This is a genomic window from Ktedonospora formicarum (assembly GCF_016587355.1).
Classification (GTDB): Bacteria; Chloroflexota; Ktedonobacteria; order Ktedonobacterales; family Ktedonobacteraceae; genus Ktedonobacter; species Ktedonobacter formicarum.
Window position 1 is genome coordinate 261,376 of the sequence record NZ_BNJF01000005.1, and the last position, 22,757, is coordinate 284,132.

Genomic DNA, 22,757 nt, shown 5'->3' on the forward strand with positions numbered 1-22,757 from the left:
TCCTGCGGCTTTTTAGTTTCAAAGATCAATGTGCCCCTCCCAAATTCTCGGGAGGGGCAGAATGGTCTTTTGATGTGCCACTAAGAAGGAGATCTCTCACCATTCGGGAGCGCTCCTATCCTGGCGAGCGCTGATGTGATCAAGCCTCGATTGATAAATTAGTGCGCGTCGATGAACTCGGTGCAGAGTTTGACGGCTTCGTCTTGCTGTTCGATGTGGGGAGAGTGACCGCACTCAGGGATAATGAACTCCTGATAGGTGCCTCCATGCTCTTTATAGCTTTCAAGGACCGCGCGTATCTGACCTTTCATTGGTTGGGGTGGATAGAGTTGCGCGCCGGGCCAACCGGGGACGAAGCCAAGCTGACCGAGAAAGCCGATATCAAACATGGAGGTATCCGAAACGATCTGGTCGTCCGCGCCATGAAACCAGAGAACGGGAGGCTTTTCGCTTACATTGGCGAGTTCGCCCTGATTGAGATATTTGGGAGAGAGGGCGTTATTGACACCCTGGGCACCGGGAGCGCTCCCAGGCCAGTTCTCCGAGGGAAGAGTATCGCCGGGATAGTTGCCGGGTGCGACAGCCATGGCGAGGATGGAACTAACAAAAATCTCCTCGCGGTCAGGCGCAGCGCGGAAAGGGGGCTTGAAATAAAAGGTATTGATGGTTGTGCGTGGAGAGGTGGGATCGCTGCCACGGTCGCCATCAGCGAGGCGTTGTACAAAGTCACCATTCGCCGTTCCGCCGCCACTACCCGCATAATCCAGCCAGACAGGTGTACCAATGACATCTTTAGTGCCGCCGAAGCCATAAGGAGAGCCTGTAGCCTCAAGCATAAGCGTGCGTAGCGTGCCAGGATAATCGATGGCATACTGGATGGCGACATTGCCACCCAGAGACCAACCAAGCAGATGGAAAGATGGCAAGTCCAGCGCGCGCACAAAGGAGGCGATATCATCGGAAAAATCGCGCACGCCCCGCGTAGCGTCGACCGGGAGCGTCTCGCTCGCGCCATAGCCGCGCAGATCAGGAGCGTAGATCGTATAGCGTCCCGTCTCTGCCAGAGCGAGCATGAAATCCTGAAAGAAGAGCGAGGATGAGCAGTTGCCATGGATCAGAACGACGGGAAGTGGACCTTGGCCAGTGGTCAGATAGGCGGTTTTGAGCCGCTCGCTTTGAAGCGTGTGTTGTGTGATGCCTGAGAGTAAGAGTGGCGACGTTGACATAACTGTTTTTCTCCCTGCACTTGCTGCATACACAAATTTATGAGCTTCATTGTAGCATACATGAGCCCTTGCCTGTTCGCGGAAAGTGGTATTTTCCGCATAGCACCGATCGATCTGTTCAATCAAAACGGGAGAAGATCACGCGTCAGAAATTCCAGATCTTCTTTGGGTTGTGGCCTCCAATCGGCTAATACAGGGAAACCAGCCCATTTCAAACTAAAACGCAGATATTCTACAAAGGTGGGGCCCTCCATATCCCCATATCGAAGTGGAGCTAACACTTGATCGGCATGTTCATCGGGAAAACTAAATGCATAGGGGGTGCCAGCGGAATGGCCATAATCTTTTTCGACGCGATCATCTGCGAATTCAAAGATACAAAATGGTTTGTCAGAGGATCGCTGTTTTTGCATCCGAAGCAGTACATTTTCATCCAATGGCCTGACCTGCAATGGATCACATTCTCGCATGAGACTAGAACTCCACCGACTTTTTCTGAGAATAGGTAAGAGTGGATCAAAGGAGAGAGCAATTTCGTCCCATTGAGGATGATAGCCAAAGAAATTGACCGCGCCCACGATCTCATACCAGGCACGAACTGAGAGTGGAACAGGGCCAATCGTTCGTTCAATCTCATCAACATATGTTGACATGCGAACAGGCCATGTCCATCCGTCGGGTAAGCTACGTTTCCACTCTTCAACATCTTCCGGGGTATCGATGTTGTAACGAAACATAGGACTCAAGTCAAAGACATATTTTTCATCTTCCGCATAGGCTTCATCCATATAGTTAGCAGAGAGAAATATTGGGGGTTGTGTTCTTATCCACGCCAACATCTCAAGATAATCTCGTTGTTTATCAAAAAACGTTGAGCCTTCAATGGGTTGAACTCGATGATCATAGCCGAAGATGTAGCCTCTATGAGGCAAGCGCTCAATGAGCGTTTCAATGTTGCGGCGGACACGGCGCATGGTCTCGCGAGCCACGGAGAGGGCATCGGTATATACTGGTTCCTGACGAACATCGGCTCCTAATTGCATCAATTCATCCCAGACCTGCTCATACTCACCATTGAGGTATCGTTCTAAATAGGTCATATTCTTCCTGCAATTCTAACAATGCTTGTATCTTCTATGGTCTTAGACGAAAACCAACCCTCATACGAGGGCACGGCGCGGCTAGCGCGACTAGCGCTAACGCGCTCAGGTTTCCGCAAAAGGAGTATTCCAAAAATGGGCCAGGGTCACAATGCATGTTCTCACTGTGATAAATACATACGCTGCATTGTTGCTATTATGCTACATTGTCGGTCCAGGCCACAAACATGAAACAAAGAATCGTTTCCCCGGTCTATGATCCCTCCGACAAGCGCAACAAAATTATTGATAGATTTTTGATATCAACCGCTATTACCTCTTACTGATCCTTTAGGACTTTTTGCCCCGTGTCATGCTACGCTTGTCGTGACGTGAAATCGCCGTGCTTCTTCGTGCCTCCCATATGCCACGATGAGAGTGCTTGTTGAAGATCTGACGATACTGGTAGAAGTGTGCTCGCCAGGCGCGGAAAACGCAGCCGGTTTGTAGCTATTCCTGATCAGGAAACATTGTGCGTGTGCCTGACATACGCCTCTAAAAAGAACATGATGTGGCGGGTAAGCGTTGCTTGCTAGCGGCGCGTTTCGAGTACGTCTACAAACCAATGACGTTAGAGGAGGCTCAAGGGATTCGATAAAAAAGAATAGCAAGCGGGTTAGAGATCGTTCAGGGTCGTGTGGTAGAGGATAACGAGAGGTGGAAATGATGAAGGAGACCCTTACCAGCCTTGCGGTTGGTATCTCGCTGGTCACGCTGGCCCTCTGGGTCATGTTCAGCTCAAAGCGAAACTTCGTCAAGGTGAACAACGTCGTCTGGAGCCGGAACATGCACAAGTACATGGCGCACTGCAAGCACATGCTGGTGCTCGTCTTCTCGACCATCTGTTGGCTGCTCAGCCTGTTGTCAGATGGCTCCCTCGTCACGAAATCGCTCTACACTGTTACTCTTGTAGCGGTGTTCTGGTGGGAGATATATGACAGTCGCTGTCTGGAGAACGCGCCGAAGCAGTGCAAAATTGTAGCCGCGCAGGTCAGTGTCCCGCAAGGAACGAGCGTGACTGTGGAGAAAGACGCGTCGGGGAGCGTGGTCATTAAAGTGGCAGGAGTATCCGGTGCCAGGGGGAAGGGGGGAGGCAATGAACCCGTCACAATCGCACTTACAGGCGCACTTCTGGAGGCGGTGACTATCAACATGGCAGAGGAGAAGAGGAGGCCGCCTCAGAAGCTGAAGAAGATTGCGTGAGGTTGGAAAGCGATGTGGAGGAGGAGGTTGCCTGTATGCACCGCCGCTACCCTCCCCTTCGCCATCAGGCGAGCGTGTAGGCAAAACCCAAGAGCTATTATAAGTACCCAAGACAAGAGGGAGGAGTCATTATGGCTCCCCCTCTTGTTTTGCATGTTTTATCTTTCGTTAAGACCAGAAGTAAAGTCAGAAAAGGAGACCGCAACGTTTTATTGATGAACTTTTGATATTCTTCTGTATCCTTCATACAGTTTTTTGATGGCTTGTGAGGTAGATTTATAGCAATAGCCAGGGAGATAGTCCCCTAACAAGGCAACAGGTGAGATGCCCATGTTGCGATATTCTCTGAGGAGTAATGGTAATTGACTACTTCATCGATACCGACAACATACGCAGGCAGAAGCAAGCGTACGTTCTCAAGTCTCAAAGGCAAAACGTTTGTTGTAAAATTGGGTGGAAGTACGTTGGAGTATCAGCGTACGGTGTTACAGGACTGTATCTGCTTGCACGCGCTAGGCGTTCACATCGTTCTGGTGCATGGTGGTGGACATACGATTGATGAATGGCTCACAAAGTTGCATATCCCCGTTCGCTTTCAGCACGGATTGCGTGTTACTGACGCGCAAACCCTGGAAGTTGTGCGCATGGTCTTGTGTGGTCAAATTAATCAAGAATTGGTGGCCCTGGCGACACAACTTGGTGGGAATGTTGTCGGCCTTTGTGGAACGGATGGTAATATTGTCCAGGGGCATCAAATGGACAAAAGCCTGGGATTCGTGGGGGAAATTGATGCCATCCATCCCATGCTAATACAACAAGTTATCGATGACGGCTATATTCCTATTCTCGCGCCGTTGGGCCTGGGACCAGATGGAAGCTGCCTAAATATGAATGCTGATCTGGTGGCTTCACGTCTAGCCGGGGCCTTGCAAGCATCACGCCTTACCTTTTTGAGTAACATCGATGGCATTTATGGTTCAGATGGCGCTGTAATTCCAGAGATGCATGAGGCAGAGGTTAATTCGCTGATCGAGAGCGGCATTATTAAAGATGGGATGATCCCCAAGGTAAATGCGTGCCTCCACGCACTGAAGGATGTTCCCTGTGTCCAGATTGCGAATGGTGGCAACCCACATATGCTTCTCCATACATTAGAAGATCTACCACTCGGGACCAAATTTGTGCATTAAGCAAGGCGGAATCTTGAGTGGTTTTTTTTATGTGCTCACCAGGGGCTGTACGACTCTTTGTAAGGATTGGAAAGCGTTGAGAAGTGTGTTACCTGAGCGCGATGGTGGAGCTTTGGCAGACGAGAGTATGCTTACAAAGAGAGTCGTATAGCATGCCAGAAGGTCTGGCAAATGGTGTTGAGGAGCCACGCCTATGAGTAGTGTAGAGCCTGTTACCTACCGAATAGATGTGCATCATCATGTCGTTCCGCCTTTCTATGTCGATGCTTTGCGGCAGGGGGGACTTATCGAGTCGATTCCCGGTGTCCCCTTCCCGAATTGGAGCCTTGATGCTACACTTGCTATGCTTGATAAGCAGGGAATTGCCAGCGCGCTCCTATCCATCTCGGAGCCGGGTGTATACTTTGGTGAGAAGGTCAAGGCCCAGGCTTTAGCGCACCGGGTTAATATCTTCCTGGCTGAATTGGTGCAGAATCATAGCACACGTCTGGGAGGATTCGCGGCCCTACCGCTACCCGATGTAGGCGCGGCCCTACGCGAGATGGAGTACGCGCTAGATACTTTGAAGCTTGATGGGGTTGGGCTACTCTCCAATTATCGTGGCACCTACCTGGGCTCACCGCAGTTTGAAGAGCTTTTTGCTGAATTGAACCGACGGCGCGTCCCGATCTTCATTCATCCATCAACACCCCCGGCTAAGGATCAGCCTCTATTCGGTCTACCCGCCTCGCTCTATGAGTTCCCTTTCGATACGACACGGATGGTCGTCAATATGCTCTATAGTGGTATGTTGGAGCGTTATCCAAATCTGCGTATCATCCTTTCACATGCGGGGGGAACGATACCCTATCTGGCGAAGCGCATCGCGCATGGAGCAATGCTTGAGAAAGTCATGGGCGAACGCAATCCTGAGAACCTGCTTGCCCAGTTACGGCGCTTCTACTACGATGTTGCCATGTCGATCTCGCCCTATGCTCTCCCCTCGCTACAAGCTCTGGCTGACCCCTCGCGTATCCTCTATGGGAGCGATTATCCTTTTGTGCCGGAGCCAGCCATTCAGCATGACCTGAAGGAGTTGCGAGCCTACAATGGCTTTAATCCCGGCGAGGCTCGCCTGATTGAGCGTGAGAATGCCCTGCTGCTTTTCCCACGCTTCAAGAATTAAGAGAGCCCCTATCCTCACGCGGGATGGGGCTCTCTCTTTAAAATGTGCCTGGCTTTTAGAGCATCCAGAGGATGCCATTAGGCAATTTGGGATGTAGCGTGGTCCAGGTCTTGCCACCATCGCTGGTGACGCGTAACTGAATGTTGGTATCCGCGCGGAGAGTAAAGTCATAATTTGGTCTGACCAGGCTCCAGCCATGTTGAATATCAGTGAAGCTAGAACTAATATATGTACGATCAGCGAAAGGTGAACTGATTCCTAATTCCCATTTGCCATCTTGCAGGATGTACTGTTGTACCGTGAAGGTAAAATGTTGATTATTAGGAATCCCCATTGCCTTGAACGCGATGTGTTGTTCATCTCCTGCGATGAATTCACTATACGTTGTACTAAGTGCCTTCATATCCCATTGGTTGGAGTTACCTGATCCAGTATAGACATAGGATTGAAACTGTCTTGTGACAGAGTTGCCGAATGAGAGAAGAAAGGCATCTTTACCTTGTGAGTTAAAAAGGAAATCAATTTGTTGAAGTTGGGTACTCTTCCAGCCGGAAGGAGTTGTAAGTGTAAGCTCCTTCCATGTTTTTCCACCATCCTGTGTCGCATTGAGTGTTGCTGGGATTCCGTTTAATGGGTAGGTGAGAAAGTAGCCATGTCGTTGATCCGTAAAGCTAATTTGATATGGTTGTCCCTTGGAAGGGAGGCTCGAAGCGTTTTTGCCTGTATGCCCAATCTCTTGCCATGATGAGCCTCCATTATGCGTCTGATAGAGAGTGTACCCTTTGGGCGTTTTATGGCTGAGTAGCAACCAACCATCTTTGTCATTGATAAACGTCAGGGCTTGCAGACCGTCATTCTCGGTATCCATAGGAATATCACACGGTTGCCATGATTTACCACCATCAGTTGTGCGATACATTGGGGTGTTACCCCTATCCTGAAGTGCCACGTACCAGGCGGTTTTCTCATCTAGCACAAACACATTTGGGAGATTTGAACTGCTCTTCATCTTAGGTGATACATCTTGCCATGTTTTGCCGCCATCGGTTGTACGCAGCAAGGCTTGCGGGAATACAGTATCGCCATTTTTGCCCTTTGCGGCTAACGCCCAGCCTGTTGAGGGGCTTGCCATGTAGAGTGTGTTACTGAGGACAAGGCGGTGCGTCTGCTTGCTTATGGGTGTGGTAGGATGTTTCGTTGATATTTGGGGCTGTCGTGCGGTGAGTATAAACGCGAATGAGCCAACCACTAGAGCTGTAACCAATATGGCGGCAAGCAAGCCCAGGAAGCGAAGTCCGCGTGACGTTTTGCGCGTCTTGTTCCTTGGTAATGGTATAGGTTGCTGATCGTGACTTGAAGCCGCTAGGCGCGTGGCATGATCTGGCATGTATTGGTCCGTTGAGGATAGGGTCCCTCTACCAGCGGCTTTCGTCTGGAGGCGCTGGCGAATTCGCACCAGGGATGCCTGATCGTCCCTGCTTGGGCGGTAAAGGTCCGTGAGTGCGTGGGTGAGGCGTGTGTTGTTTTGTTCGTCCTCGGTAGTGTCAAAGGGCCTCTTCATGCTCTCTCCTCCTTTTCTAGCGTCGTAAAGCGTGCGCGAAGCTGGCGTATGCTACGCGAAAGTAGCTGGCGGACAGCCGCCTCGCTTTTCTCCACCATCTGTCCGATCTCCGCGCAGCGCAGGCTATGCCCATAGCGCAGGCGCAAGATGTGCTGCTGAAGCGGTGGTAACTCGCTGATATGCTGGTGCAATTGTGTTTGTTGCTCTCGCATCAAGAATGTAAATTCCGGATTGTTAAGGGCCTCGTCGAGCAGTGAATCCGCGATGCTATCAAGCACGACGACCGGTCGGCGCTTCTGACGGCGATAATAATCGATAACTTTGTTGCGTGCGACCCGGCGTAGCCATGCCAGTTGCTCTGAGCGTGTAGCATGGAGGATTGGCTGATTTTCCAGGGCAGCCGTAAAGACCTCTGTGGTAATGTCCTCAGCATCCTCACGTAGTTGAACCTGCGCCCGGATATGCATGAAGATCAGTTCTCCATACTGATCGAAGAGCGCGGTCCCTGCGTCAATAGGAGCATCAGGGAAAGGGTATTCTGATTGCATACTCCTGTTTCCTCTACTTGCTTGCGATTCAATTCGTCTGAGCGCAGCCGCCAGGAATGTTTAGATGTTTTGGAATCCAGGCATAGCTGGTATGAGAACTTATATGGCAACGAAGCAAGCCGCTGTCCAGACGGCGTTAGCATATGCTTTTTGTATAGCTTGCTAATTTCACTGACATTATCGACGAGCTTTGAAGAATGTGACAGGAAACTTAGAAGGAGAGATTATTGAGGGCAAAGCATCCCTACCAGCCCTATGTATGTTGCTCTGAGGTGTGAAGCCGTTGTGCGATGCAAGCGAGCTATAGATTAGGGGCGGGTATTCCAGTATATCATAAATGGGGATCGGGTACATCGTGCTTTTTGGCGGTGTCTTCAGAGGTTCAATGGGGTATGATGAGATTCCAGTAATGAGAAAGGACGTGGAAGATGATACACGTTGGATTGATTGGCGAGTTCCGGGCAGAGATCAAATCTCATCAAGCGATACCCCAGGCGCTTGAGTTGGCCTCAAAGGAACTTGGCTGTACCTTCAAATATGAATGGCTACCGACCCCATTGCTGGAACATGATACTGAGCGCTGGTTGAGCACGTATCAGGCACTCTGGTTCGTTCCGGGCACACCGTATGCCAGCCTGGATGGAGCCATACACGCGATACAGTACACGCGTGAGCACTCTTTACCCACACTAGGGACATGCGGAGGGTGCCAGCATATGATTATCGAGTACGCGCGCAATGTGCTGGGAATGGCGGAGGCGGACCATGCTGAGTCTAATCCCGATGCCGAGCTCAAATTGATTATGCCGCTTGTTTGCTCTCGTTCCAATCTCGAAACAGATTGTTTACTAACGCCAGGTTCTCGGGTTGCGACTATCTACGGCGCGAACGAAGTGACCGAGCGCTATGGAACCTGTAATTATGGCCCAAACGTTCAATTCTGGCCCGCGCTTGAGCAAGGGGGAATGCTTGTAAGCGGGAAAGATCGCGAAGGAGATGCTCGCATTATCGAGCTTGGTTCACACCCCTTCTTTGTAGGTACACTCTTTCAGCCTGAGCTCTCAGCCTCCAAAAAGATAGCGCATCCCCTCATCAAAGCTCTGTTGCAGGCCGCTAATTGAGCGACATGAAGTCGTGTAGTAATCACGCATAATAGGTGAGGAAAGGGTCTTTATCGTCGGAGGGCGTATCGGGAAAGGGATCGTTTGCGAAGCGCAAGCGGTAACAGTACTCCTTCACCTCGTATGGTTCCTCAACGGTAAATGGCCCCTCCTCCAGTTCAAAGGCCACTGTGCGAGATGCGTCAGCCTCCTCAAGACCTTCAGCCTCTTCCTCACCGTACTCGATGCCTGTAAACTCAAAGTGGATATGAGTGCTATCGACGATGTGATAACGAAATGTGACAGTTGAGCGCATCCCCTGTGCCTCACCATATTCGTGCTCCCCACTGCCATCCGCGCGAAAGGTCGCGCGCAATAGAAAATCATAGTACTGTAAGCCTGCCTGCCAACTCTCCCTGGTCAGAATATCAGGCGCTTGCTCCTGTAAAGTACTCATTCACGTAACCTCGCATTGTTCTTTGAATTATGTACTATTTCTGGTAAGATAATAGCCTGTTATTTTACCTTTTCATAGGCGTCTGGAGCGCGCCCTGATCGGTCTGCTGCATCTGTATATGCTAAGATATAAGCTACAGTATATGACCCCAGCCATAAGAGCGTAAAATTTCTGACAATCCCCTATGCATTGAAAGGCGACGAGATGCGAGACCGTTGCGCGGAATGTGGTGCCCTGCCGCCCGAAGGGCGCACCTGCCAGGACATCTTTAATGAGTTTACCACCTTCAAATACCTCGATGAAAGCTACTTCCAGGTTCACCTCCCCATGGTGACCTGTTTTATGATCCAACACGGACGCTATAGCGATCCAGGACTTACTCACGCTCGCTCTCTTTTGTGTGCCTATGTTGAACAGCAAATGACAGTACCACAACTCTATCAACTCGCTGCTCAGGGGATGAGCAGTCGTGAGCGAACCTGGAAGATGAATCGCTTGGAGAATGATGCCCCACCGCCGAGCATTAATTGGCGTATGACCCTTATCGATGTCGCGCAAGGCTCGCACATGGGCGAGGATACATCTTCCTATTGCGAACTGGTCAGGCAATGGGCGCGCAGCATCCTGGAACAGATGGCAATATGACGTTGAATGAAGAATCTATACATGGTGAGCATCCTCTCTCTTATGATGGACAAACTCAGACATCACTGACTCACATCGTGGAGGCGCTCTGGCAGACAAACGTTCAGTCGAGTACTCTCCTTGGGGAAGGCGTCTACGGGCGTTGCTATGGTGTGGAATTTGGTTGTTCCCCTCATCGCGCGGTAATTAAAATACAGAAGTATCCCGGCATGGGAGATCAAGAGCGTCATCAGCTTGCCGAGTTACACAACAAATTCCCTGCCCTGACCCCACAAGTCTATGCATATTTACCTGAGACTGAAATCGGGGATGCGCTTATCATGCAGTGGCTTCCCGGTCAGAGTTGTCCTCGACCGGAGCAGTTGCCACATGCTTTGCGTGCTTCCCTCCAGCGCCAGGCAGTAGAGCTTTTGTTAGAATTGCACGCTGTTGAGCATCCTCAAGGCTATGGCTCGTTTGATGGTCCATTCTATACGCGTTGGTGGGATTACTATGGTCAGCGTGTTCGAGATACCTACCAGGCAATTACGGAGTCTGAGGAGGCTCGCGCCTATCTAGGCCCCCAGGTGTTGGCCTTAATGGATCGCGCTCTCAAACATGGTGAGCGTATTCTAGCTACCAGTGAGGGGCGTCCGGTTCTCCTTCACGGCGATTACTGTTTTGGTAATCTCCTATTCGACTCGCAGACATGGCGCATTTCTGGCCTTATTGATCCACTTGATGCTGAATGGGGCGAGCGCGAGCTTGATCTGGTGAATCTTATCAATGGGCATATCCATCACTTTGAACTGGTGAATCTGTATCGTAAAGCGATGGATCTTGGCCCACTCTTCCCTCTCCGTTACTGGTTTTATCAGGTGTGGACATGGCTCTTCTATTATGTGCGGGTACGCGTGGCATGTCGGGAGTGGGTTTTGCGTTGTGGTCGCGAACTCGACAAAGCCATGAAGCGCTATCTCTAGCACAGCATGTTTGTTGCCTGCATGTTTGCTGTTACTCCTTATGCGGAAACCTGAGCGCGTCAGCGCTAGCGGCGTTGGTTCTCGCATAAGACTTATCGCGGAAGCGATGAATAAGAAGGAAGATATATGTCATCCATTGAGTTTGGCTTATTACTTCCCGCTATACCTCACAGAGGTATGACACGGGAAATCTACCTCAAACGGATTCGCGAGAGTCTGGATATTGTCACCGGACATTTTCATTCGATCTGGTATGTCGATCATTTGCAATTTCAGGATGCTCCGGTCCTTGAGGGCTGGACGGCCCTGACCTACATGGCTGCTTGTTATCCCTCTTTTCACTTTGGGAATGTGGTGCTTGCTCAGTCCTTTCGTAATCCTGCCCTGCTGGCGAAAATGGTGGCGACTGCTCAGTATATGAGCGAAGGGCGCTTTATCCTTGGTATTGGGGCTGGTTGGCATCAGGAAGAGTATGATGCCTATGGCTTTCCTTATCCAACGCCGGGCGTAAGAGTAGAGCAGTTGGAAGAGACACTGACTATTCTCAAAGCCCTCTGGACCCAACCCCAGGCTACTGTGGAGGGGAAGCATTACCACGTTCTCAATGCTGTGTGTGAGCCAAAGCCTGATCCATTGCCAAGGATTATGGTTGGTGGCGAGCGACCACGTATGCTTCGCCTGATTGCGCGGCACGCTGACGAATGGAATATTTCCCAGGAAGGTATCGCTCGCTATCGTGAGCTGGTGAAAGAGTGCGAAAAGGCCTGTGCTGCTGTTGGGCGCGATCCAGCTACACTACGCAGAAGCTGGTTCGGTGGCTGTCTATGTGTGCCTGAAGGGACTGACATGAGTAGCGTGGATATGTCGCTGGTCAAATCTCCCAATGCACTGGTTGGCACACCCAGACAGATTATTGAGAAACTCAAGCCATTTATCGATCTGGGTGTGGTATCTTTCCAGTTAAAAAATGAGGGATTTCCCGATACTACGTCATTGCGTTTGCTAGTGGATGAAGTTTTGCCACGCCTTAACGCTTAGGTCCTCCTGGGCGAGTCGCTGTTATATATTATTTGAGCAGCGTTGCCAGTTCGTTGACGCTCGCGACGATGTGAGTTGGTTGCGCTGCCTGAAGCTCCTCATAGCTGCCATAGCCAAAGGTGACGCCTATTGAGGGCATGTCATTTAGTTTCGCGCCAAGGATGTCGTGCTTACGGTCACCGATCATGACCGCGTCCTTTTTGGAGAGTGCAAGCGCGGTCAGGGCATATGCGATCACTTCGGCTTTGCTTGAGCGCGTGCCATCGAGTTCGCTACCGACGATCAACTCAAAATAGTGGTAGAGTCCAAAGTGTTCAAGTATCCGTTTGGCGAAGATTGTGGGTTTTGAGGTGGCAACGATGAGCCGTTTGCCATCTTCCTTGAGATCGGCGAGTAGCTTCCCTATGCCTGGAAAGACCTCATTCTCATAAAGGCCGGTTTCGGCGAAATATTCACGGTAGTAGGCGACGGCCTGACGCGCCTGCTCAGGAGTAAAGCCATATTGACCCTCAAATGTCTCATAGAGAGGGGGGCCGATGAAAGGGATGAGTGTGTCAAGGTCCGTAACGTTGATGCTGAAGCGTGCGAGAGCATAGGCGACTGAGCGTGTAATGCCGATTTTGGGATCAGTGAGGGTGCCATCCAGGTCGAAGAGTATGGTCTGGTAAGCTGACATATGCCGGGCGTGGTCCTTTCAGAGCGATATTGATAGAGGTGTATGCTTTTTATTATGACATAAAGCCCGGCAATTTGGCACATCTGCTCAGTAAATGAGTTGAAGGGTCGCGCGTCCATATTAGCGCGACCCTCTTTTGTATCTATCGGATAGGCTAGACCCAGTTGGGGCGATAGCGTAACAGTGCGCCTACACCTCCCATGGCTTGAAGAACGGGATGGCCCTCTACGGATTCGACTCGCGCATCTGTATTCGCAGCCCGGCGTACAAGCTCACTGCGTTCTTGTTCGTCCAGTGGGACATCGTTCGCCAGAATCAGAACGTCAGCTTCACCATGTTCAAGTGCGTCAAGTGTTTCCTGCATTCCACTGACCGCCAGCCCATTTGCACGTATTCCTTCCACAAGATTGTCGGCCTGGTTATGCGATGCTTCTCGTTCCATGTACTGAATAACCGGCTTGATCTCCTCATGGACTATGTGACGAGGAGTGCGGATGTCGAGGCTCATGACCTCCTCATGGACCAGGGGCTCTATCTTGTTGGAAAGCTCCTGATGTAACAGGGGAATAGCTACTGGATCGCCAGCCAGGATGACGCGCCGGGCTCCCTCTTGCTGTACAAGGTCTTCAATGGCAGTGGCGGCCTCCTGTGCGAACTCTTTACGCTTATTCTCGACTCGCCGATGGTATCGAGCCTGGTTGAGACATGTCGCGTTGCGTTTGCTGTAGCCAAAAGGCGAGTCGTCAGGACCCGCGACTTCCTCAAGAAAACCCAGGCGTGTCACAAAGAGGCGGGTCGTATTTGTGTCGACCACGGCGGTGACAACCGTTTCCTGTTCGTCAAGCAGGTGTGCTAGTTGAAAGAGATCGGGATAGGGTTCAAATGCGATCTGATTTTGAAAGGCTACACCAGTTTCCAGAGTTTCAAAGAGCCCATGAGCGTCACAAGCGAAGATGGCAATGCCTTGTAACCATGGCTCAGTGTGGTTCTCAAGGTACAATTGAACTTTTTCCGCATCCTTGCGAAAGCCATCCAGCGCGGGATGACGCGGCAACAATGTTCTTTCAATCTCACGTAATCTGTTCCTGAGCACCGGGGTAGAAGTGCGACCCCATGGTTGTTTCCCTGACATATGCGGACTCATATCCAGGTAGACACTTAATACCTGTGCCCCATCAGGTTCCCAGGCTGCGAGTTTGTGAAAAAGTTCTTGAGCGGTCTGCATATTCCTCTCCTTGTGAAGGTCAACTTTTGCCCCCTCCTCCTCCTATCATAAAACGTTCGCTGTTCCTCGAACGTAGCTCTACAACTTTGTGAGAAGATATGATGCTTAACTGTTGTGTCCTGTTTAGATGTCTCCTCGCTTGACAGCCTGTTACCTCATCTTTTAGAATCAGCCTTAAGCCCACCGCTACCCGCCTCCGCGCTGGCAAAAAGAAGCGCCGGAGGCAAGAGAAAGTCGAGTTTATCACAATGTTGAGTGGCTTCTCGGTGTTGTTTTCTGGCTATCAATGGACCTCCCCTGATAATTGGTTCTTTTTTGTATGCATATGCATCATGCTCTATCTTCTCCCTGATCTGATCGCTAAATGGCTTTTTGACTTACGCTGTTATTGTATTGTCCTTTTCCTTACAGCTCCCTATACCATCGTGCCATACCCTTTTTGCCGTTTTCATATGCTTACTTTACGAGCCCTCTCTTTCGCGAAACTAGATGACTACCAAGCTTTCCTTGCTCAGGTGAACGCCTTGTTCACACTTGGGGATAGGAATGTGGTACGTACCTATGTAAATCGTGCGGCGTGCTACATGAATTTGCACCAACCCGCCGCCGCGCTGGCGGATGCCGAGGAGGCTGTGAGGCGTGACCCTAAACTGGTACTGGCATATCGCAATCGTGGTTATGCTTACTTTCTACTGAAAGACTATGCGCGAGCGCTTGCCGATTTGGAGTATGTCTTCCAGTTGAAACCGGCTTTAGTTGATAATGTTCTTGCCATTGTAAACATTCATTTAGCTTCAGGCAATTATCAAACGGCTATTGATTTGCTAAATGAGAGGATTCACGCATCGCCTAAACAGTCCGGGTATTATCACCAGTTGGGTTATGCTTACTTGCTGTTGCACGACTATCGGCGCTCTATAGAATGTTATCAGTGCATCCTGAGCATGAAGGTCTCGACCGACGCCATTTGCCGTGCTTACAATAATCTCGGTTGCGTGTATTTCAAGTTGCGTGATCTGTCGAATGCGCGAGCGAGCTTTGAGGCGGGTTTGCGTCGCGATCCGAAGCATCATACTCTTCTGTTCTCGCTTGTTGAGGTCTACATTATTCTGCACATTGACTCGCAGGATGTGCCTCGGTTACTGGAACGGTTGGAGAGTGTTATCGCGAACACGCCAAAATGCGCCCGCAGCTTGTACGATGGGCTCGCGGCATACTGGCGCGGCGATTATACCGACGCATGCGCGCAGCTTGGTTATGCTATCCTTGAAGAGCCATTCTCATTAACGCCGCATCTCTGGTATTGCTTGGCTAGCGCGGCGGGCAAGCATGATGATCTGGCTCTCAAGGCTCTTGAGCATGTGCTTGAAATAGAAGAGCGCGATAGTGTTGGGCTGATTCCTTTACGCTTGATTGTGGTGACAAATCCTTCCTTCTATGCAGCGCATGTGCAAGCGATTGTCGAGGCTATTCCGCTGCTCACTGATGAGCCTACCTATTTCGCCTGATTCCTCAGAACTGACTGTTTGGGCAGTGTCCATTGTGACCTTTCGTACAGTGCCGAATTCTCGCTTCCCTGCTATGCTATACACATTGCTAGAGCAAAAAGAATTTCAGGTCTGTACGGGAGGAATGAACGTATGCAAATCCAGAATCTTACTTTGACCACCAGTAAACTCAGCGCGTTGCGAGCGTTTTATATCGATACTTTCCGCTTGCCTCTGCTAGATGAGAGCGAGGAGAGCTTCACCTTTCAGGCGGGGATAACAACGGTAACGTTCCGGGCGACAGAGCAGGCCGATAGCGTCTATCACTTCGCCTTTACGATTCCAAGCAATAAATTCTCCCTTGCGTATGCATGGGTAAAGGGTATGACGGAGCCTCTGGTCCTGGATGGTAAGGACGCTTTTCCCTCTAAGTCATGGGGGAGTGATTCGGTCTACTTTTATGATCCTGCTGGCAATAACGTCGAGTTTATTGCTATGCCTTCTCTGGCGAATGATGCCCCTGGCCCCTTCGATCCCGCTCAGGACTTGTTGAGCGTGAGCGAGATTGGTGTGCCGGTGCGGAATGTAGCGTCCGAGGTCGGGATCCTGGAACATGATTTTGGTCAGACGATCTTCCGCGACAGCATCTCTGAGAAGTTTGCCGCTGTGGGCGACGACGAGGGCAGGTTGATTGTTGTGGAAATCGGGCGACCCTGGTTCCCAACAACGGTGGGTGTGGTTGTGGCTCCTGTTACTGTACGTGTATCAGGCTCGCGCGAGGCGCGTTATTCCATTGAGGGCTTGCCCTTTACGTTAGAGCAGGTCGCGAGCCAGGAGTAAGATTTTCAGGGAAGAAAGGGAAACCGGATATGGCGTGTGATTGGCGCTTGTATGCAAATGAGAACTTCTGCTATGTAACTACAAAGGGTCGTAAGACGGGGCGCGCACATACCATTGAAATCTGGTTCGCGCTCGATGGACCAACGCTGTATATGCTCGCGGGTGGGCGTGATAAGACAGACTGGGTAAGAAATCTTCAGCGCGATTCCGTAGTGAATGTTAGGATGAAGGAGGAGCGCTTCAAGGGCCTGGGACGTGTGGTTGTGGAGGGATCGGAGGAGGACGAGCGTGCGCGCCAACTCGTCTTCACCAAGTATCAAGCTCGCTCTAACGAGGATCTACGGGACTGGTCGCGACGCTCTTTACCAGTCGCGATAGATTTGACCAACGACCAATCCCAATCAGAAGTGCCACCACGGCCCTGAGGCTTCAACGATTGGACCTTATACCACAGAGTCCCAGAGCGTAGGCATCGTGAGCCTGGGACTCTGTGTTCCGCGTGCTTCAAGTTGGGAGACGGTCACTCCAAGCAAGCGTACATGGCCCTGGGTCCCAATCTGCTGCTCAAGCAGGATGCGTGCCTGTTCGAGCATGATGTGGCGCTCATAGAAGGGGTATGGAAGGGTCACGCGGCGCGTGATAAGCTGGAAGTCGCTCCAGCGAAGCTTGAGAACCAGAGTACGCGCCTGTAGCTTGAGTTCGGAGAGGCGCGACTCAACCTTACTCGCGAGATCATCGAGGATGCGCAGGACTTCCTCGCGCTGCGCCAGGGCGAGATCCTGCGCCAGGGTTGTCTCCTTGCCAATCGATTTGCGCACCCTGACCGGCTCGACCTCGCGCTCATCTTCGCCGCGTACATAATGATAGAACATGCTTCCACGCTCATGAAAAAGCTCGCGTAGTCGCTCCTCGCTCTGGCGTTTGAGATCAGCCCCAGTATGAATGCCATGCTCCTGCAAGCGGGCGGCGGTCACACGCCCCACTCCAAAGAATTTCTGGATGGGCAGGCTCTCAAGGAAGTCTGCGGCACGCTCTGGGGTGATTACTGTCAGACCATCGGGCTTGCGGTAATCAGAGGCGAGCTTGGCAATGAACTTATTGTAGGAGACGCCAGCCGAGGCGGTCAATCCTGTGCGCTCGAAGATGTGCCGCTTGATCTCACGCGCGACCTGTGTGGCGGAAGCGAGGCCTGCTTTATTGCTGGTCACATCTAGAAAAGCCTCGTCGAGCGAGAGCGGCTCTACGATATCAGTATATTCGCGGAAGACCCGCATGATTTGAGTGGAGACCTCGCGATACACATCGAAGCGCGGCGGCACAAAGATCGCGTGCGGGCAGCGCTGCAAAGCTGTGCGCGCTGGCATCGCCGAATGAATCCCAAAGCGCCGAGCTTCGTATGAACAGGTCGCTACAACCCCGCGCCGGTTAGGATCTCCCCCTACGATCACAGGCTTGCCTCGTAGCTCTGGTTTATCTCGCTGCTCTATCGAGGCGTAAAAGGCGTCCATATCTATGTGTATAATCTTGCGTGATGGCTGTTCCATGCTGCTCTCGCGTACCCTCCTCCATCACTATTATAACAAATTTTCTAACTCCATCGCCTATCCTCGCCGCCTGAGACGGCTCACAAAAATTAAGGGGCATGGCAGAATTGGCGCGGGTTCGCGCCAATTCTGCCATGCCCCTTAACCCGATAATGTATATTTGAGAGCACAAAGCGGGGATCAAAGGGGACCTGAAGCCTTAAGAAGACTCTTATCTGAAAAGTTTCATAGATGGAAGTATTACCAGACGTAGGGAATGATGCGATAGCGAACCTGTTTCATATATTCATCATAGCCCGCGAGTTCTGCTTGTAACGTGCGCTCCTCTTGTACCGCGCGGAACGCAATCCCTCCAATGAGAAGCAAACCCAGGACGATCCCATACCATGATCCCAGCAGAAGGCTTGTGCAGAGTAGGAAGATGAGCGCGGCGGCATACATTGGATGGCGCACATAGTGATAGGGTCCGGTCGTGACGACTGTTTGTCCCCGCTCCTCCTGGATGCGTACAACAGGTGATAAGTACGAGTTCTCGCGAAAGGTCACGAAGAAGAGGTAGAACGAAAATAACATCAGAATCGCGCTTGCTATCTGAAGCCAGCCCGGTACCTGGGACCAGTGGAAGCGCACGGCGTCGAGTGGCATCAAGATTAGCCAGGCCAGAAAGAGGATATTTACGAGCGCGAAGAATATGGTATCCCAGCGTTTCCGGTTGGGTTTGCTGAAACCCGTCATGCGCTCGGTCAGCAAACCTGGATTATGTTGAAGGAGCCACAGAGTGATAGCAATAGTGAAGCCAAAGAAGAGTACCAGGAAGGCCCAACCCGCGAGCCATGCGATAGTGCCTGCCGTGAGAAAAAGGACCAGGGCAAAGATCACAAACATTGCGACGACTTGCGCTGTTAACAGTTTGAGATTGACCGCCATAGGAGACCCCCTCTTTAAAGCTATAACCAACTATACAAGAGTACAGCACGCCGATTTAGCCGGAGAGAAATGTTACTGTATATCTGACTGATATCGGTTATGTAGCTATAGTTTACTGACGACGCTTTGAGGGCCTACGAAGATGGCTCCGCCTTCTCGCACTGTCTCGCGAATCAGTTTGGTCATTCGCTCCTTGTTCAGATTGACGAGGGCGATCCAATCGGCGGGGGCTCCGGTTTGTGGATCATGGTGGGCACTCCAATTCGCGATCTCTAGCAAGATCGGAATGAGGTCAAGCCCCTTCTCCGTCAGGGTATACATCTCTTTGCGCCTATCCTCTTCAAGGGGATGTTTCGCGATAATGCCCTTTTGCTCCAGGAGCGCGAGCCGACTGGCGAGAATATTGGTCGCGATACCCTCTTCTGAGGCTAAAAACTCTCCATAGGTCTTCTTCCCGAAGTAGACCATATCGCGAATAATTAAGAGCGACCACATGTCGCCGAATGCTTCCAGCCCATAGTTAATAGGGCAGTCCGAGCGCCGCTGTTGATTTTTCTTCATAAGCGTTTAAGGGGCTTTCATGGCCTTATCGGGCCAGGCAGTTACTATATTAACAATCGATCAAGCTTAGTATACTGCTTTTACTTGCATTTCACAAGTGGAACTCAAATGAGCCAGAGAAGCAGGCGAGTGCTTGATTCTCTGGCTCATTTATAAAGCTTGTGAGGTGAAGATTACGAGGCGAGGCGCTGCATAAAGAGGATGCTGGCGGTGATGATTTGCTGGCGAGCAAGCTGATGTGAGATGGTTGGCAGACCATCGCCATCTTGCTTACCGTAATCGCCGAAGTAGCTGTGGATAGCGCCATCGATGGCGACATATTGCGTGCTGGCTGGCGCTTTGGCTTTGGCTGCATTAATCTTGGCGGGGGTGCTGAGCCCGTCGCGAGAGCCGTAAATGGACGTTGCGACGAAATCTGAGCGTCCGGAGATGTCGTTATTGGCGTATGAGGCATAGAAGAGAAGGCCCTTGATATTGGGATGACTTCCCGCGTAGTCGGAAGCTATGACGCCTCCTAATGAGTGCCCGCCAATGGCCCATGTCTTGATCTCGGGGTGCAGAGAAATGATGTTGTCAGCCTTATTGCCACCAAGAATGGCGAAGTTGAGCGGCATTTTGGCAATGAAGGTCGCGTAGCCCTGCGTAGCAAGGGCGTGCATATAGACGGCATATGCCGCTGGCTCAACCTTCGCGCCGGGATAGAAGATCAACCCCTCGCTAGCCTGTAAGAGTGGAATAAAGGCGATCATGTCGCCATCCTCGAACACATTTACCTGTCCATCGCTATGTACAGCGGCTCGCGCCTCGTCGCTGGCGGGATAGGGTTGGATATAGAAGGCTATGCTAATGCCGCCAATGACCAGGACGAGACAGAGCATGACCAGTATATAGCTCCAGATATGGCGCTTGGGTCTGGTTTGGGGTAAGGACTGCTGTGGAGGGTCTTGCACCCGTTGAGATGACATAGATAACGTTTCCTTTGATAGAGTTGGTAGGCTATGAGGGCTGGACGCACCATGCCTCAATGAGATTGGCTATGCGTTCCTGGCCCTGGTGAAAGCTGGTGAGTGGCAGGCTTTCGTTGGGCTGATGGGCTTCCTCGATCAGGCCGGGACCGCAGATATAAGAGCGAATGCCAAGGGTCTGAAACTGTCCGCCATCGGTCGCATAGGGCGCGCCACGCTCTCCGCGTCGCCCCATAACGCTCGCGAGTACGTCGCAGAAGGGATCGTTTGCGGGCGAATTGAGCGGGGGAACAGAGATGAAGTCTCCAAGTGTGACACCACACTCAGGGGCTATCTGGCGCATCGGTTTCGCGATCTCGCTCTCGATGCGCTGGCGTAGTTCGTCAATGATCGCATCGACGTTATCTCCGGGCGCGATCCGAATGCTTGTCGTGAGTTGGCAGGTCTCAGCAATCATGTTCGCCGCCAGTCCGCCCTGGATGACACCATAATTGAAGGCGGTCGCGGGATTCTCGGGGAAGAGTTGACGATTATCAGGGGTGATGCGTGCCTTGAGGTCACGCCCTACTTCCTTGATGATCTGGATTACCTGGCTCATACGGTCAATGGCGTTGAGTCCCTGGTCGGCGGCGCTGCTATGTCCACCTTGTCCGCGCACAGCTACCTCGAATGTCCCGTATCCCTTATGGGCCGGGAAGATCTCAAAGTTGGTGGGTTCGCCAATCAGCGCGACCTCTGGCAGGAGATATCCCTCTAACAGTTCGGGCAGTTGCCCGACAAGGCGCTTTGAGCCCTGACCCGCGACCTCTTCGTCATAGGTGAAGATAAACATCAAGGGGCGTTGTAAGCGTTTTAGGCTTCCCTGTTTCGCTGCCAGGATGGCCTGCGCGATAAAGACCTTCATGTCAGTGACACCGCGCCCGTAGATCTTCTCGTCATCGCTGATCATCTCCAGTGGATCGCTTTTCCAGCCGGGCTGGCCTTCGAAGGGAACTATGTCGATGTGCCCTGAGATGATTAGCCCCCTCTCGACCCTGGGTCCGGCCCACGCGACCACCGAAGCCTTGGTAACTCCCTTCACGTCGTCGCGAACTACCTTGACCTGAAAGCCACTCTCCTCAAGGTAGTTCGCCAGGTAATTTGCCGCCTCGACATTGCTGAGTGCGCTGACAGTATTAAAGCCAATCAGCCGCCGTGAAAGCTCCCAAAGCTCGGCCCTCTGCTGTGCTGCCATAATCCGTATCCTCTCTAACCGTTGTCTGCAAATAGTGTGATCGATAGCGTTCTCACTTCCCCTTATGATAGCACGTTCGCTACTGACATAGGGTTGTCACTCCACTCCGTTATACTCCCTGTATAAGAACACAAACGATAATTATGGAGTGTGAGAAAGGAAACTCGCTATGAACCACAGTCAACGCCTCGCCAAAGCTCAGGAGTTTATCTGGTTGCATGCCCGCCTCCTTGATCGTTACCTGTTTGCTTACCATTTTGCCGGTGGGGACAAGAAGCCCGTACTTGGTGCCCTTCGGGCATACCAGAATGAGGATGGAGGCTTCGGCAACGCGCTAGAGCCAGATAAGCGCTGCCCTACCAGCCAACCTCAGGATGTTGAGACTGCCCTGCATGTTCTGGATGACATTGACGCGATGCATGATGAGATGGTTACTCGCGCCTGTGATTACCTGACAACTATAACTACCTCTGAGGGCGGAGTCCCATTTGCCTTGCCGGCAGTCAATGACTATCCACATGCCCCCTGGTGGGTCGCTGACGAGAACCCGCCAGCCTCGCTCAATCCCACTGCGGCTCTGGTGGGATTGCTGCTCAAGCATGGCATTCAGCATCCCTGGGTCGAAACCGCGTCTGCCTTCTGTTGGCAAGCGATTGAGGCGCTGGACTCGACCGAGTTCCACACGCTGATGCCTGTTATCACCTTCCTTGAGCACGCTTCTGACCGGACCCGTGCTGAGCACGAACTAGAGCGTATCGTGTCTCGTCTCTTAAAGCCAGGTGTGATTGAGCTTGATCCTCATGCCCAGGGCTATGTACAGAAGCCACTGGACTGGGCACCGAGCCCGGATAGCTTCTGTCGCCGCCTCTTTACCGATGATATCATTGAGCGCCATCTGACCGCGTTCGCCGAACGCCAACGAGAAGATGGCGGCTGGCCCATATCCTGGGAACCTATCAGTTCGACAGTGGAGAGCGAGTGGCGGGGGCGTGTAACCATCGGGGCTTTGCGTCTTCTAGAAGAGAATGCAAACGTTAGCTCGCAGCGATAGAAAAGGGTTCTTC

The 22,757-nt window shown here is 51.7% G+C and carries 23 protein-coding genes; 11 read left to right on the top strand and 12 right to left on the bottom strand.

What is annotated here, in order from left to right:
* Window positions 1-158: 158 nt before the first annotated feature.
* Window positions 159-1,226, bottom strand: coding sequence for an alpha/beta fold hydrolase (locus K3T82_RS37455; RefSeq protein ID WP_220198609.1), 1,068 nt, complete (start codon window positions 1,224-1,226; stop codon window positions 159-161).
* Window positions 1,227-1,348: 122 nt separating this feature from the next.
* Complete coding sequence (locus K3T82_RS37460; RefSeq protein ID WP_220198610.1) at window positions 1,349-2,326, bottom strand: hypothetical protein; 978 nt, start codon at window positions 2,324-2,326, stop codon at window positions 1,349-1,351.
* A gap of 702 nt (window positions 2,327-3,028) precedes the next feature.
* Between K3T82_RS37460 and K3T82_RS37465 the strand changes: the two genes are divergently transcribed.
* From K3T82_RS37465 to K3T82_RS37475, 3 genes are all read left to right on the top strand, one after another.
* On the top strand, window positions 3,029-3,568 hold the full coding sequence (locus K3T82_RS37465) for a hypothetical protein (RefSeq protein WP_220198611.1): 540 nt from the start codon (window positions 3,029-3,031) through the stop codon (window positions 3,566-3,568).
* Between the two features lie 362 nt (window positions 3,569-3,930).
* Window positions 3,931-4,758, top strand: coding sequence for an acetylglutamate kinase (argB, locus tag K3T82_RS37470; protein ID WP_220198612.1), 828 nt, complete (start codon window positions 3,931-3,933; stop codon window positions 4,756-4,758).
* Window positions 4,759-4,951: 193 nt separating this feature from the next.
* Entirely contained in the window at window positions 4,952-5,923 is a 972-nt protein-coding gene (locus tag K3T82_RS37475; RefSeq protein ID WP_220198613.1) for an amidohydrolase family protein, read from the top strand.
* A gap of 55 nt (window positions 5,924-5,978) precedes the next feature.
* Here K3T82_RS37475 and K3T82_RS37480 read toward each other — a convergent pair whose 3' ends face one another.
* A complete protein-coding gene (locus K3T82_RS37480; protein ID WP_220198614.1) occupies window positions 5,979-7,484 on the bottom strand; it encodes a VPS10 domain-containing protein in 1,506 nt (501 codons plus the stop codon).
* Complete coding sequence (locus K3T82_RS37485) at window positions 7,481-8,032, bottom strand: RNA polymerase sigma factor (RefSeq protein WP_220198615.1); 552 nt, start codon at window positions 8,030-8,032, stop codon at window positions 7,481-7,483. Before K3T82_RS37485 ends, K3T82_RS37480 begins: the two co-directional genes overlap by 4 nt.
* Window positions 8,033-8,460: 428 nt before the next feature.
* Here K3T82_RS37485 and K3T82_RS37490 point away from each other — a divergent pair, with 428 nt between their 5' ends.
* Complete coding sequence (locus K3T82_RS37490) at window positions 8,461-9,153, top strand: CTP synthase C-terminal region-related (seleno)protein (protein WP_220198616.1); 693 nt, start codon at window positions 8,461-8,463, stop codon at window positions 9,151-9,153.
* A gap of 22 nt (window positions 9,154-9,175) precedes the next feature.
* Here the strand turns inward: K3T82_RS37490 and K3T82_RS37495 are convergent, their stop codons facing one another.
* Window positions 9,176-9,589, bottom strand: a complete 414-nt coding sequence (locus tag K3T82_RS37495) for a hypothetical protein (RefSeq protein ID WP_220198617.1) — start codon at window positions 9,587-9,589, stop codon at window positions 9,176-9,178.
* A gap of 204 nt (window positions 9,590-9,793) precedes the next feature.
* Here K3T82_RS37495 and K3T82_RS37500 point away from each other — a divergent pair, with 204 nt between their 5' ends.
* The 3 genes from K3T82_RS37500 (at window position 9,794) to K3T82_RS37510 (ending at window position 12,234) form a co-directional block, all read left to right on the top strand.
* A complete protein-coding gene (locus tag K3T82_RS37500; RefSeq protein WP_220198618.1) occupies window positions 9,794-10,234 on the top strand; it encodes a DUF5946 family protein in 441 nt (146 codons plus the stop codon).
* A complete protein-coding gene (locus K3T82_RS37505) occupies window positions 10,180-11,196 on the top strand; it encodes a phosphotransferase family protein (protein WP_220198619.1) in 1,017 nt (338 codons plus the stop codon). The genes K3T82_RS37500 and K3T82_RS37505 overlap by 55 nt, the downstream gene beginning before the upstream one ends.
* Window positions 11,197-11,322: 126 nt before the next feature.
* Window positions 11,323-12,234, top strand: a complete 912-nt coding sequence (locus K3T82_RS37510; RefSeq protein ID WP_220198620.1) for an LLM class flavin-dependent oxidoreductase — start codon at window positions 11,323-11,325, stop codon at window positions 12,232-12,234.
* 28 nt (window positions 12,235-12,262) lie between these two features.
* Here the strand turns inward: K3T82_RS37510 and K3T82_RS37515 are convergent, their stop codons facing one another.
* Both K3T82_RS37515 and K3T82_RS37520 read right to left on the bottom strand, forming a co-directional pair.
* The gene (locus K3T82_RS37515; protein ID WP_220198621.1) at window positions 12,263-12,910 is read right to left on the bottom strand and encodes an HAD family hydrolase; all 648 of its coding nucleotides are present in this window, start codon (window positions 12,908-12,910) and stop codon (window positions 12,263-12,265) included.
* Window positions 12,911-13,064: 154 nt separating this feature from the next.
* Window positions 13,065-14,135, bottom strand: coding sequence for a baeRF10 domain-containing protein (locus tag K3T82_RS37520; protein WP_220198622.1), 1,071 nt, complete (start codon window positions 14,133-14,135; stop codon window positions 13,065-13,067).
* A gap of 548 nt (window positions 14,136-14,683) precedes the next feature.
* Between K3T82_RS37520 and K3T82_RS37525 the strand changes: the two genes are divergently transcribed.
* The 3 genes from K3T82_RS37525 to K3T82_RS37535 all read left to right on the top strand — a co-directional run bounded on the left by K3T82_RS37525 (window position 14,684) and on the right by K3T82_RS37535 (window position 16,887).
* A complete protein-coding gene (locus K3T82_RS37525; RefSeq protein WP_220198623.1) occupies window positions 14,684-15,643 on the top strand; it encodes a tetratricopeptide repeat protein in 960 nt (319 codons plus the stop codon).
* Window positions 15,644-15,775: 132 nt separating this feature from the next.
* Window positions 15,776-16,462, top strand: a complete 687-nt coding sequence (locus K3T82_RS37530; protein WP_220198624.1) for a VOC family protein — start codon at window positions 15,776-15,778, stop codon at window positions 16,460-16,462.
* 29 nt (window positions 16,463-16,491) lie between these two features.
* Window positions 16,492-16,887, top strand: a complete 396-nt coding sequence (locus K3T82_RS37535; protein ID WP_220198625.1) for a nitroreductase/quinone reductase family protein — start codon at window positions 16,492-16,494, stop codon at window positions 16,885-16,887.
* Window positions 16,888-16,905: 18 nt separating this feature from the next.
* On the opposite strand, the gene dinB is transcribed toward K3T82_RS37535, so the two are convergent.
* The 5 genes from dinB to K3T82_RS37560 all read right to left on the bottom strand — a co-directional run bounded on the left by dinB (window position 16,906) and on the right by K3T82_RS37560 (window position 21,693).
* The gene (gene dinB / locus K3T82_RS37540; RefSeq protein WP_220198626.1) at window positions 16,906-18,006 is read right to left on the bottom strand and encodes a DNA polymerase IV; all 1,101 of its coding nucleotides are present in this window, start codon (window positions 18,004-18,006) and stop codon (window positions 16,906-16,908) included.
* 240 nt (window positions 18,007-18,246) lie between these two features.
* Window positions 18,247-18,933 carry a methyltransferase family protein gene (locus K3T82_RS37545; RefSeq protein WP_220198627.1) on the bottom strand — a complete coding sequence of 229 codons (687 nt, stop codon included), beginning with the start codon at window positions 18,931-18,933 and terminating at the stop codon, window positions 18,247-18,249.
* 105 nt (window positions 18,934-19,038) lie between these two features.
* The gene (locus K3T82_RS37550) at window positions 19,039-19,494 is read right to left on the bottom strand and encodes a winged helix-turn-helix transcriptional regulator (RefSeq protein WP_220198628.1); all 456 of its coding nucleotides are present in this window, start codon (window positions 19,492-19,494) and stop codon (window positions 19,039-19,041) included.
* A 173-nt stretch (window positions 19,495-19,667) separates the two neighbouring features.
* Complete coding sequence (locus tag K3T82_RS37555) at window positions 19,668-20,459, bottom strand: alpha/beta hydrolase (RefSeq protein ID WP_220198629.1); 792 nt, start codon at window positions 20,457-20,459, stop codon at window positions 19,668-19,670.
* 31 nt (window positions 20,460-20,490) lie between these two features.
* Window positions 20,491-21,693, bottom strand: a complete 1,203-nt coding sequence (locus K3T82_RS37560; protein ID WP_220198630.1) for a M20/M25/M40 family metallo-hydrolase — start codon at window positions 21,691-21,693, stop codon at window positions 20,491-20,493.
* Window positions 21,694-21,862: 169 nt separating this feature from the next.
* On the opposite strand from K3T82_RS37560, the gene K3T82_RS37565 reads away from it, so the two are divergent.
* A complete protein-coding gene (locus tag K3T82_RS37565) occupies window positions 21,863-22,744 on the top strand; it encodes a hypothetical protein (RefSeq protein ID WP_220198631.1) in 882 nt (293 codons plus the stop codon).
* The last annotated feature ends 13 nt before the right edge of the window (window positions 22,745-22,757 follow it).